At 71.3% G+C, this 12630-nt stretch carries 6 protein-coding genes; all 6 read right to left on the bottom strand.

Going from position 1 to position 12630, the window contains the following annotated elements:
- Nucleotides 1-64 precede the first annotated feature (64 nt).
- On the bottom strand, nt 65-1072 hold the full coding sequence (gene argF, locus ACFWDI_RS04545) for an ornithine carbamoyltransferase (RefSeq protein WP_385301289.1): 1008 nt from the start codon (nt 1070-1072) through the stop codon (nt 65-67).
- Between the two features lie 66 nt (nt 1073-1138).
- Nucleotides 1139-2371, bottom strand: coding sequence for an arginine deiminase (locus ACFWDI_RS04540; protein WP_385301288.1), 1233 nt, complete (start codon nt 2369-2371; stop codon nt 1139-1141).
- A 53-nt stretch (nt 2372-2424) separates the two neighbouring features.
- Nucleotides 2425-4458, bottom strand: a complete 2034-nt coding sequence (locus ACFWDI_RS04535; protein WP_385301287.1) for a hypothetical protein — start codon at nt 4456-4458, stop codon at nt 2425-2427.
- Nucleotides 4458-6584, bottom strand: coding sequence for a hypothetical protein (locus ACFWDI_RS04530; protein WP_385301286.1), 2127 nt, complete (start codon nt 6582-6584; stop codon nt 4458-4460). The genes ACFWDI_RS04535 and ACFWDI_RS04530 overlap by 1 nt, the downstream gene beginning before the upstream one ends.
- Nucleotides 6581-9163, bottom strand: a complete 2583-nt coding sequence (locus tag ACFWDI_RS04525) for a hypothetical protein (RefSeq protein ID WP_385301285.1) — start codon at nt 9161-9163, stop codon at nt 6581-6583. The genes ACFWDI_RS04530 and ACFWDI_RS04525 overlap by 4 nt, the downstream gene beginning before the upstream one ends.
- 8 nt (nt 9164-9171) lie before the next feature.
- Complete coding sequence (locus tag ACFWDI_RS04520; protein WP_385301284.1) at nt 9172-12594, bottom strand: tubulin-like doman-containing protein; 3423 nt, start codon at nt 12592-12594, stop codon at nt 9172-9174.
- Nucleotides 12595-12630 lie beyond the last annotated feature (36 nt).

Genomic DNA, 12630 nt, shown 5'->3' with positions numbered 1-12630 from the left:
AGCCCACCGGCCCGGAACCGGCCGGGATCCGGCCCGGAACCGGTCCGCGCCACCGCGCGTATGACTATCCGGCGTCGCCGAGGGTGGCGACCATGATCGCCTTGATCGTGTGCATACGGTTCTCCGCCTCGTCGAAGACGACCGAGTGCTCCGATTCGAAGACCGCGTCGGTGACTTCGAGCTCGGTCAGTCCATGGCTCTCATGGATCTCCCGGCCGACCTTCGTGCCCAGGTCGTGGAAGGCGGGCAGGCAGTGCAGGAACTTCACGTCCGCGTTGCCGGTGGCGCGCAGGACATCCATGGTCACGGCGTACGGACCGAGCGCCTCGATGCGCTCGTCCCAGATCTCCTTGGGCTCGCCCATCGAGACCCAGACGTCGGTGGCGACGAAGTCCGCGCCGGCAACACCCTCGGCGATGTCCTCGGTGAGGGTGATCCGCGCGCCACTGACCTCGGCGGCCTCGCGGGCCCTGGTGACAATGTCCTCGGCCGGCCAGTACGACTTCGGCGCGACGATCCGTACGTCCATGCCCAGCAGAGCGCCCGTGACCAGGTAGGAGTTGCCCATGTTGAAGCGGGCGTCGCCGAGGTAGGCGAAGGCGATCCGCTCGAGCGGCTTGTCACTGTGCTCGGTCATGGTGAGCACATCGGCGAGCATCTGGGTGGGGTGCCAGTCGTCGGTGAGTCCGTTGTAGACCGGGACCCCGGCGAACGCGGCGAGCTCCTCGACGGTGGCCTGCCCATCACCGCGGAATTCAATGGCGTCGAACATCCGGCCGAGCACCCGCGCGGTGTCCTTGGCGGACTCCTTGCTGCCGATGTGCGAGCCTGCCGGGTCGATGTACGTCGTCGACGCGCCCTGATCCGCGGCCGCGACCTCGAAGGAGCAGCGCGTACGGGTCGACGACTTCTCGAAGATCAGCGCGATGTTCTTGCCGCGCAGCCGCTGGACCTCGGTGCCCGCACGCTTGGCCGCCTTGAGCTCGGCGGCCAGACCGAGCAGGCCGCGGAACTCGTCGGCGGTGAAGTCCAGCTCCTTGAGGAAGTGGCGGCCTTCGAGATGTATCGCCATGGTGGCTGCTCCTGGGTCGCGAATGCGATGACGTGACCATGGAAGTATATACGACGCTCTGCATTGCTATACGGAATCGCGTTCGATCGGACAGCTCATACAGCGGGGTCCTCCTCTGCCCCGGCCCAGTTCACTGCCGGGGATCTCGATCACTTCGATGCCCTGCTTGCGCAGATGGGTGTTGGTGGTGACATTGCGCTCGTACGCGACGACGACGCCCGGCTCGACGGCGAGGACATTGCAGCCGTCGTCCCACTGCTCGCGCTCCGCCGAGTGGACGTCCTGGGTCGGCGTGAGGACCCGGATCTCCTTGAGCCCCAGCGCGGCGGCGATCGCGCTGTGCATCTGCTCGGGCGGATGATCGCTGACCCTGAGCCCTTGAGCGCCTTCGGCCGGTTCGATGGTGTACGAGCGGAGCATGCCGAGCCCCGCGTACTGGGTGAAGGTGTCGCGGTCGACCATCGTCATAACGGTGTCGAGGTGCATCAGAGCCCGTCGCTTGGGCATGTCGAGCGCCACGATGGTCCGGGCCGAACCGGCCGCGAACAGCCCGCGGGCCAGCATCTCCACGGCCTGCGGAGTGGTCCGCTCACTCATCCCGATCAGTACCGCGCCATTGCCGATGACCAGGACGTCGCCGCCCTCGATGGTGGAGGGGTAGTCGTCCTGCCCCTCCGACCAGTGGTGGAACTCGCCCGCGCGCGGACCGGTGAAGAGCGGATGGTGCTTGTAGATCGCCTCGAAGTGGACGGTCTCACGCTGCCGGGCCGGCCAGCGCATGGCATTGATCGAGACGCCGTCGTAGATCCAGGCGGAGGTGTCGCGGGTGAAGAGATGGTTCGGCAGGGGCCGGAGGAGAAAGTCGTCGAGATCCATCACATGGAAGCGGACGGACGTCGGCTCGGGATGACCGGCGAGGAACTCCCGCTTGGTCATCCCGCCGACCAGCGCCTCGACCAGGTCGGCCGTGGACAGCTCGTCGAAAGCGGCTCTGAGATGGCTGGTGGCGAGCGGACCGTACTCCTTCTCGGCGAAGACCCGGTCCAGCACGAGCTTTCTGGCCTCCGGGATCTCCAGCGACTCGCGGAGAAGATCGCCGAAGAGGTGCACCTCCACCCCGCGGTCGCGCAGCACGTCCGCGAACCCGTCGTGCTCCTGCCGGGCACGGCGCACCCACAGCACATCGTCGAAGAGCAGGGCGTCCTTGTTGCTGGGTGTGAGTCGCTTCAGCTCCAGATCTGGTCGGTGCAGTATGACCTGGCGCAGCAGCCCGGTCTCGGAGTCGACATGGAATCCCATGCCCCCATCCTCACCGCGCGGAGCGCTGTTCACCCGGCGAACGACCTGACTTCCTACGTGACGCTCATCAGCGTCACGATCAGAACCACAGCGACCACGAGTACGCCGCCGAGAGCGAGGACGACCAGACGGCCGTCCTGTGCCGAGGAACGGGCAGACTCACGCGCGGCGGCGGCCGACGGCGGCGGGGGCCGGTCCGGGAGACTCCGCGGCGTCGCCGGTAGATCGTGGGCGCCGACGACGACACTCGGCTCGTACCCTCCGTGTGCCGCCCTGAGCAGTGCCAGCCACGCGGCTTCGGGCAGTCCGGGGCGCTCGCCCACCACGATCTGCCGGACCGCGGCCCGGCCGGCCCGGTCGGAGCCGGTGCTCAGCCGTGGCAGCAGCTCGGTCAACCGGTCCTTCGGCCGTGGGTCGTCCAGCAGGGGGCGTACCACCCAGCGGTAGAGGGATGCGGCGTTGGCGGCCCGGATCTCGTCGCCGGGACCACCGCCACCGCCGCCCGGACCGTACTGACCCGTCAGGAAGAGATCCAGGTCGAGGACGGTGTCGCGCAGTCCCCGCCGCAGGGTCTGGTGCCAGTACGGCCACCTCTCGGCGATCTCCGCCATCAGGAGCGTCACCGCCTCGTAGTGGATGGCGGCCCGCAGCGCGCGAATCAAGTCCCGGTCCACGGCGCACCGCACCAGCTCCCTGGCATCGCTCGGGGGGCCGGCATAACGCTCGGGGAAGGCGGAGAGCACGGTCAGCAGGTACTGGTAGTCCACCGTCGGCCGCCGACCGCGCCGGCGCAGCCGACGCAACCGGCGCAGCCGACGCGGGCTCACCTGCGGGGCCTTCCACTCCGCCGGGACGACCCGGACCTCGGACTCGGCAGTGCGCGAGGCCGCGGGCGAGCCGGCATGCGGCGGCTGCGCCGGGAGCGGCTGGTGGTGTTGCTGCGTGTGCGGCTGGTCCTGGTGCGTGGCATGCGGCTGGTGCTGGTACGTCGCATGCGGCTGGTGCTGGTGATACGTATGCGCCTGCGGCTCGCGCCCGTCGTACGGGTCCCGCGTCGACAGCGTCGACGACTCCCGCCCGTCGTAAGGTTCACGCGCCGGCAACTCCCGGCCGGGCGCTTCCTCCCATGGCGGCGGGCGATGCTCCTCCGCCCGGCGGCCGCCGGGCCCGCGTTCGGCGCCGTCCAGCGCCGACAGCGCGCGTTCCACCGCGTCCAGCAGCGTCCGCCCGCCGACGCCGTTCCCCGCCCGCTGCGTCGCAACCGTCCGCAGCGTCCTGTCCACCTCGAACTCCCGCCCGTCCCCCTGCGCCACCCCGCGCAGATGGTGGCGGACCAGCTCGGCCGCGAGTTCCTCCGCGCGGTCCCGGCAGCGCTCCCGCGGATCCGTACGCAGCCGCTGGGTGTCCTGAGCCGCTGAGCCCGGCCAGCTCCGTACGAAAACGAAGCGCAGCGCCGCCGTTTCGGCGGTGTCATGCGTCGCGAACGTCCAGCCTCGTGGGACGAGTCCGCTGAAGATGCCGGCCATGCCCCAGAGCACCCGGCAGGCGCTGTCCCCGCCCTGACGGTCCAGCAGAGTGAAGCGCTGACGGGGATGGCGCAGGAACTCCGCGACCGCGCCCGTCAGCTCTTCCTCCACTCCGGCCAGGGTCGCCGCGAGCCGTCGCTGCCCGTCGAGGGCCGAGGGCAGCAGCGCCGCCTCGCGCACCTGGTCCAGAGCTCCGCGGACTTCGCCCAGCGCCAGTTCGCTGCCCTCCCAGGACCAGTCGTGCAGCCCCAGACAGGTGTCGGGGTCCAGTACCTGGGACGATCCGAGCAGCGCATGGCAGACCGTGCTCGTACTCCCGCCCGCATCGCGCCAGGGAGTGCGGTGCAGCAGCAGCGCGCTGCCGTCGCGCTCGAGCCGGACGAGCGCGGGCACCGTGTCCTCGCCGGTCGCCCGCAGCAGCGCGGCCGCGCTGCGAAAGACGCCGTCGGCCTGCTCCGGGCCGCAGGACCAGGCCACCGGACCGAAGCCGGTGGTACCCGACGCGTTGTCGGCGTCCCAGCGGAAGACGATCTGGTCCACCGACTCCTCTTGCCGGACCATCAGGCGCCCACCTCTCTCGGCTCCGCTCCCGGCAGGAGCCCGCACATGGCAAAGATCGACAGCAGTGGCGCCAGCACCCGGCGGGGTCTGACACCGTGTGGAAACTCGTCGCCCCTCGCCTGACCGCCGGTCGCCGCGACGAAGTGCAGGGTGCAGCGGGCACAGTCGTCGAACGGCTTCAGCCAGGCGGAGCTGGCGTGGTGCGACACGAAGGCATAGGCGTCACGGCTCTCCGCGCGCACCGCGTCCGCGTCGAATCGCGTCGGCAGTGCGCGGCCCAGCCAGCGGTCCACGGAGGGGTCGAACCGCACCAGGTCGCTCTTGTTCACCGCGACCGCCGCCGGTGCGTCGATGTACGGCCCGCGCCGCGGTATCCGGTTGAGGACGGTGGTGAACGCCTCGTCGCCCAGATCGCGCCGGCGCAGCTTGTTCCGCTCGCGCACCGGGTCGAGGAACGGCAACCGCAGCGCGCGCAGCGGATCCAGTACGAAGATGAAGGCACCGACGCCCATCAGAAACCCGGTCACCTCTCCTTCCTCCGCCAGGTCCTCGCCCGCGAGGTCGAAGAAGACAACCGGCCGGGTCGCCCCGCGCCCGGAGACCAGGAGACCGTCGGCGAAGCGCGCGAAGGTCTGCTGGCCGGTGCTGGCCAGCTGCTTCCCCTGGTGCAGGCCCTGCACCCGCTCCCGCAGGAACGTACGGTGCGAAGCCGGGTTGAGCGGCAGGCACTTGAGTCCGTACGGCTCCAGTCCGCCCTGCTCGATCTCGCCGAGCATCGCGGCCAGCAGATGCGTCTTGCCCACGGCCGAGCTGCCCACCAGGGCGATGGAGAGAGGCTCACCGTTGGTGAGATACGGGACGGGCAGTTCGTGCGACCTGTCCCCGTCGGCGTGCGGGCAGCGGTGGAACGCCTGGCGCAGCGCGTCCTGCCGGTGCGCGGGGCGGTGTTCCGCACTGAGGTCGAGCGGGATGCGGTCGCCCTTGGGGGAGATGGTGAGAAGCATGCTCTCGTCGAAGGTGACCGGGAGCAGGCAGTGCGGGCACAGCCGGGGGCGTGGGGACGCCGGCGGCTCCTGCGCGGGCTCTGCGACGGATCGGGGGGCGGCCCCGTTCGGCGGAGGAACGGCTCCCAGCAAGGAGCGCAGCGAGCGGCGAGTGGGCCCGGGCGTCGGTGCGGCCGCCTCCTCCACCGGCCGGTCGAGCCCCAGCTCTCGTCTCTTGCGGGCGAGTTGGGCGTCGAAGTCGGCGCGCGCCCGGCCGAGCGGATCGTTGACTCCGGGTGCCGAGACAAGCGGGTCGGTGACATTGAGCAGCCGCATCAGTTCCGTCGGTGTGGGCCTGTCGGCCGCCAGCGGAGCGAACACACCGCCGTGGTCGAGCGCGGCCAGCCGACGGAAGTCGGCGAGGTCGGCAGGCGGGCCCGAGCCCCGGTCCGCCCGTCCGGAGAGCAGGAAGTACATCAGCTGGGCGACGGCCCACAGATCGTCCCTGGCGTCGGCCCCTCCCCTGCCTTCGCGCTGCTCCGGCGACGCCCACGGCGCCGCACCGAACGCGCCCCTGGGCTCCCCGGTGCGCAGCGCGCCGTACGGCTCGGTGAGCCGCACATGGGTGCCGTCCCAGCTGACGGTCTCCGGCGCGATGGCCCGGTGCACGAGCCCCACGTCCTCCAGCAGCCTTACCGCCAGAGTGAGTTGGGCGAGGACCTGGTGCTGCTCGTCCACGGTCAGGGCGCCACGCCGGGCACTGATCGGCTCACCGCTGTGGATCCGGTAGAGGATGAAGGGCTCGGGAGCCTCCAGATCGAAGCCGATCATCCGCGTGAACACTTCGCCGTACCGCTCGGAGCCGTACCTCCGCTCCAGGGCGACGGCCGCGGCCACTTCCCGCTCCAGCGTGCCGTACGCCTGCGGATCCGCCTGGCCCGACGCCGGAAGCCGGTACTGGTGCACCGGCCAGCCCGCGCCGAGTGTCACCTTGCGGGCGACCAGCGACGGCCGCCCGGGCAGCCGTTGGTCCGGCCCGAACCGGGCCGCGAACCCGACGGGATCCTCCTTGTGGGTGAGGAATTCCAGCACCTCGGACCACTCCGCCGATGCGGAGTACGCGCCACCTCCGGGTTCGGTCACGGCGCACCGCCCTCCTCTCCCCTGACGGTACGGACGGTCTCGGCACGCAGCGGTACGAGCCGCAGCACCCCGGCGTGCCGGCCGGTCGCCGTCCACACCACGTCCTCGGCCGCGCCGCGCCAGCTGTCCTGGTTCTCGTCCTGCTCCGCGCCACGGCGCATCGCCTCCGGCACGAACCGCACCTGCCGTACCGCCACCGGATCCTTGGACAGCATCCGCCGGTGCTCGGCGCCGCACAGCGGCACGGCCTGCTCACCCGCGCTGCCCGGTCCGAGGAGCCAGGCCACCCGGTCCGCGGAGACGCCGAGCAACTGGGCTGCGCCCGGGCGCCGTTCGGGGTGCGGGTCAAAAGGCGGCGGCGAGGCCGCTCCGTCGCGCTGCAGCCGTGCGTGCACCTCGTCGAGCAGCTCGCCCATCGGCCGGTCCAGCTGCATCCGGCCCGCGCCCGACGGGTCCTGCTCGACGGCTCCCCAGCAGGGCTCGACGATGCGGGCCACTCCGTCCATGAGATCCGAGACGAGCGTGTCGACCAGCGCGGGGCCGCCGTCGCCGCGCTCCCGTTCCAGCCAGGCCGGATCGGCGGCCGCCTCGAACTGCCAGGTGTCGTCGGCCGGTTGCTCCTCGCCGGTCGGCGCCTCTGCCGTCTCCGCCGTGTGAGGGCGCTCGAAGGAATCGACGGGTTCCACAGGGTCGACAGGGCGGCCGGACGGCTCCGGTGCACCCGTGAGGTCGGGCGCCGGTGCGGCGTCGAGCCATCCGTCACCGGCGGCGCTGTCGCCCCAGCTGTCCCAGCTCCAGGGCTCGGCCGCCGGCTCCGCTTCTGCCGAAAGCTCCGGCACCGGCACCGGGCCGGCCCCCGGCGCTTCCTCGCGGCGCGTTCCGGACGGCTGCGAGCCGCCCGGAGTGTGCCGCTCCGCCGTATCGGCGAGACCCCGCAGCAGCAGAGAGACAGCTCTGGCACCGTCCGAGCAGTGGTAGCGGGCATCCGCGAACAGCCAGTCGTGGACGGCCGTTTCGATCAGCAGCTGATCGACGTCCCGCACCAGCTGGGCGGCGAACTCCGCGTCCATCCGGCTCCACCAGGAGTCGACGGCCGCGCTCCAGTGGCGCAGCGCCAGCAGCACCAGCAGGGCGAGCGAGAGCACCAGGGAGGCCGCACCGGCCCACGAGGGTAGCCCGAGGAACTGCCCGGTTCCCGCCCCGGCCACGCCGCCCGCCAGCCCGCCGAACAGACGGGGCGCCGCCCCCGTGCTCCCCCCTCCGTCGAGCCTGCCGTCCGGTGAACGGCTGGGCCGGCGGCGCAGCATGAGTACGGCGAGTGCCGCCCCGGCCAGCCCGGTGGCCGGCCCCAGTACCCAGCCGAGTCCCGGCCACAGGCCGGCGGCGAACGCCAGCAGAAAGGCCACTAAGGCCGCGATGCGCCCGGAGCCGCCCGCCGTGAAGGGTACGGGCGAGGTCAGATGCGTCAGATAGTCCCGGTCGCAGATCTCGTCGAGCCGCGCGAGCCTGGCCGCGCTGCCGGCCGGAGCGGAGCGGTCCGACAGCGCCGCGAGCCGCGCGGCGACCGAACGCAGCGGAAGCCGCTTGGCGATCAGGCTCTCCGTGAAGCCGCGCAGACCGGGTCCGACACTGCTGCGGGAGACCTCGGGGATCTCCGGCAGGTCGATTCCGCGCTCCACCAGCCGGCCGCGCTGCTCCGGGGCCAGCCGCACTCCGCCGCCGTCCGAGAGCGCCCCGGCAATCGTCTCCTGGTAACCGGCGAGTGCCGCCGAGAGGCGTTCGAGGCGGCCCGGCAGGTCGGCCTCCCCGGCCGTCGTGAACAGCCCGGCCCAGCTCCGTACATGCTCATATCCGTCCACCGCGTGGCGCAGCGCCGCCCCGCACTCCCGGTGCCGTGCCTCGGCCCGGCCGCCGGGCAGCAGCCAGGCACGGCCCTCCAGGTTCCGCGGTACGGAGTCGCCGAGCAGGAGCGCCAGTTCGGCGGGGAGAGTGTCGCCCAGGACGGGGGCGGGGACTTCCTGGCCGACCAGACTCTCCAACGCCTGCCGCCAGGACCTTCTCCTGGCGTCATCCGTCAGATCGTGTTCCAGGATCCGCACGGCCGGGACCGCGACGCCGTGGACGACGTCCCCGAGCGCCCGCAGAACGGCGTCGAAGACCGCGGGGACAACGAGGAGTTCGACGAGGGGGCGCAGGGCTTCGTCGGCTCCGTGCGTTCCGGAACTCCGGCCGTTGCCTCTGGTGCCGGTCCCGCCGGACACGTCGATGAGCCACAGCACACCGGCGGCCGGCGGCCGCAGGGTGAGCGGCCGCCGCAGGGTCCGCTCCTCGCCCGGACCGACGGCCAGACAGATCACCTGGGCCGGTCCGTACGAGTAGAGCTCCTCGTAGAGCAGCTGATGGGTGATGAGACCGGGCGCGTCGTCGATGACGAGGAAGCGCCGCTCGTCGCCGGCCTGCGGCTCGTCCAGGGCGTCGGCCACGGCGCGGTGCAACGCGTCCCGTCCCGCGGTCGCCGGGGCCGGGGACCTCAGGTCGAGGCAGACCGCGTGGGTGGGAATGCGGTGTTCGGGTGTCACGGTCGGCTTCACTCCTCACCGCCCTCCCGGTCCCAGGGGTACTTCGCCGAAGACGCCGACGTGTCACGCTCCGACCACCTGTGCTCCGACGTCTCGCGTGCCGATGTCTCGCGTGCTGACGTCTCGCGTGCCGAGCTCTCGCGTGCTGTGCTCTCGCGCTCCGGCCGCTCCCACTCCGGCTTCTCGGGGTCCGGCCTCTCGAACTGCGGCCTCTCGTGGTCCCGCTTCTCACGCTCCGGCCACTCCGGTGCCGGTGACCCCGCGGTGCGCCCGCCGTTGGACCGCGCGTCCGGCTCCGCTCCTGCCCCCCGCGCATACCGCTGGTCCAGCGCCCACAGCGAGGGCCTGGTGGGCCGGGACGCACCCGGGAAGCGCATCTCCAGGGCTCCCTTGAGGGTCTTCTCCCAGAAGTGCCGCAGGGGTACGAGCCACTCCTCGTCCTCATCCCCGTACCGCCCGGAGAGCTCGTCCAGGAGCGCGATCTGCTGCGGAGCCACGTCGTGAACGAGCGTCTTGAAGAGCTTCGACGCAGGTACGGGAGTGTTGGCGAGCCCGGTCGGCTGGGTCCGCATCAGCCGGTCGCAGAAGTCCTCGATGATCTGCCCCTCGTCCAGCAGCGCCCACCGCTCGTACGCCGCCAGCAGCCCGGCCCAGCTGGAGACGGAGCCGTCGAAGGCCTCCAGCCGCAGGGTCATGGTGGCCGAGTCGCCTTCCTGGAGCCGGATCCGTATCAACTCGGGCGATGTGGCCGGACCCTCGAAGTCGACGCGCCCGTTCCACATCGCGCAGAGGATCCGGTGCAGAATCCGCTGCCGGTCGTCCTCCGTGCTGGCCAGCCAGTCGTCGCGGTGGCCCAGCCGCTGCCGCCAGTGCAGGAAGTCGTCCACTCCCGCCGCGTCCCGCGCCTCCGACCAGAGCCTGAGCACATGCCGTACCTCGGAGACATCGGTGAGGCTCATCCCGCTGCGGAAGAGCACCACCGTGATGGACTCGGTGTCCACGGCCCGGTACTCCTGGGTCGCCTGAGGGTCGCGCGGCAGATTCAGCTCCTGCTTCAGGAACTGTTCGGCACGTCCGTCCGCCTCGCTCGCCGGGTGCACGATGAGGACCTTCAGCGGACCGCTTCCGTCCGGGGTGAAGCCGACCGGCAGCAGTCCCGCCAGCTGCGAGCGGAACTGCTCCAGCCAGCGGCTGTCCACGGTGGCCTCGGCGTCCTCGTCGCCGGCCGCGGCCCGCAGCAGTACTCCCATCGAAGGCAGCAGGGGACGGTCGTTGAGCACACTCGCCTCTCCGAAGAGCCCCTTCACCCGCTGCTCGACGACCTGCTTGATCTCCTTGACGGCGGCGCGCGGCGAGCGGCGTACGGCCTCCAGCGCACGCTGCCAGTCCTCCGGCTGGACCAGTCGTGCCAGCAGCCCGGCGGGATCCGTGTTCTCCGGCAGCCCCTCGTGCTGGACGAGGCGATCGAAGACTTCGTCGTAGAAGGCTCTGAGGTTGTTCTGCGGCGGCAGCAGATAGGAGACTCCGGTGCGGTCGTCGCGGTAGAGCTCCTTGCGGCGTTCCATGAACAGCTTGCGCTCGTCCTCCTCGTGCGCGCGCAGCGCCCTGGCGAGCTCGCCGATCTCCTTGATGGCGCGGGCCATGGGTGGCCGCCACCGGGATTCCTGTTCCTTCCAGCCGCGGTGCCACAGCCGGTTGGCCCGCCAGCGGTACCAGTCGTCCTGCTCGATCACGGCCTCCTGGACGTCCGGGTCCCCCCAGCGGGCCGGCACGAGCCCGCCCACTCCCCCCTTGATCCGCGGGATCTGCGGGGCGGAGGGCTGGACGCCGTCCGGCCGTTCCGGATCGTTCTTCCGGTTCTCCAGCATTCCGGCGAACCCGGCCTCGGCGGCCCGCTGCGGATGGCCGTGCAGCCCGGCCAGTGTCCGTTCGAGCTGGAACGGTCCGATCAGGCCCAGGAGTTCGCGTGCACCGGTCTGCGGCTTGAAGTCCTCGACCAGCCGCGGGATCTCCCGGTCCAGCTCACGGCCGAGCCGGCCGAGCCGGTCCTCCATGTCACCGATCCGGTCGCGCAGCGCCTGGCCGATCTTGTTGTTTCCCTTGGGCAGCGGATCGGGGACCGGGATCTCCGGGGCCTCCCGGGTCCACAGCCGGCCGATGCCCGATCGCTCGAAGAGCTCCTGGACCCGTTCGGCGCCGTCCTCACGGGGGCGTCTGGCATCCTCGGCCATCCCGTGGACCGCCTGGGCGAGCAGCCGTCCGGCGACGATCTCGGCGAGGTCGTCCACGGGTACCGTCAGTGAGGCGGCCAGGCTGGTGGACATTCCGCGGTAGCCGATGCCGGAGCGGGCCGGGGTGGAGCGCTCCACGCTCTTGTTGACGAAACTGGCCGCGAACGACTGGTAGTCGTCCTCGGTGCGTCCCTGGCCGCTCTCCTCGCCCAGCTCCGTGCCGATGAGCGACATCACCATCGCGGTGATGGAGCGGCGCAGGTCCTCCGGCCTGATGACCGCGGGCCTGCTGAAGAGGAACGCGGTCTGCACGGTCGACGGGCGCAGCGCGACGACCCCGTCCACGGGATAGTGCACGCTGATCGAGCCGCGCTGTTTCACATCGCCGAAGTCGTTCCGGGCGTCGGGCACGTTCTGGTCGTCCACCAGCCGGGCGAGGTCCACCAGCGCGCGGGCGGAGTTCAGCTCGGCCTCGCGTCCGCCGCCCGCCTCGGGTGTGAAGGCCGAGGGCATGACCACCAGTGGGTAGATCTTCACCCCGGGCACCTTGGACTTGCGGAACTCGTGCCCGATGAGATGGATGAAGTCGTAGTAGATGCCGGCTCCGGTGCCTCCGGCCACCGAGAACGCCACGAACACATCGCAGCCGCGGATCTGCCGTCCGCCCAGGTCGCGGAGATCACCCGCGGAGTTGCTGATGGTGCTGATGGCCGCGCGCAGTTGCCGCAATACCGGCTCCAGGCCGCTGCGCAGCGTGGCGAAGAGCGCGGCCCGGCCCACCGTCGGAAGCTGCCCGGCACCGTTGTGCAGCGGGGCCACGCGCGGCTGCCGTTCCTGCGGCGGCAGCCAGCCGTGGGTCTCCTCGTGCAGGGCGACCCGCAGCATGCGGGTCACCTCCGGAGAGCTGTCGTAGCCGGTGGGCAGCAGATCGTGGATGACGCGTGAGGTACGGGCGTACGCGGCGGCCTCGGTGCCCTTGGCACTGAACTGCGGAAGCCGGTCGAGCTCCGACTCACTGAAGTCCGCGTAGACGAACTGCAGGTAGTCCGGCAGCTGGAACGGTGCGCGCCGGCCGGCGGCGACCAGTTTGGTGCCGTCGGGTCCGCACAGCTCCCGGCGCAGTCCGCGTTCCAGCTCGGCGCCGATCCGACCGCCGGTTCCGCCCAGGCCGACGAAGAGCATGGGCTGGTAGATCTTCATCTCGTCTCCCCTTGAGCCGTCGTACGACGGCCCGTC

Source organism: Streptomyces sp. NPDC060064 (genome assembly GCF_042736455.1).
Lineage (GTDB): Bacteria > Actinomycetota > Actinomycetes > Streptomycetales > Streptomycetaceae > Streptomyces.
This window is presented reverse-complemented; position numbering and strand designations above follow the sequence as displayed.

Bases quoted from the DNA above. Each gene is read 5' to 3' on its own strand.
- ACFWDI_RS04535 (WP_385301287.1), bottom strand. From the start codon at position 4,458: ATGGTCCGGCAAGAGGAGTCGGTGGACCAGATCGTCTTCCGCTGGGAC.
- ACFWDI_RS04540 (WP_385301288.1), bottom strand. From the start codon at position 2,371: ATGGGATTCCATGTCGACTCCGAGACCGGGCTGCTGCGCCAGGTCATA.
- argF (WP_385301289.1), bottom strand. From the start codon at position 1,072: ATGGCGATACATCTCGAAGGCCGCCACTTCCTCAAGGAGCTGGACTTC.
- ACFWDI_RS04520 (WP_385301284.1), bottom strand. From the start codon at position 12,594: ATGAAGATCTACCAGCCCATGCTCTTCGTCGGCCTGGGCGGAACCGGC.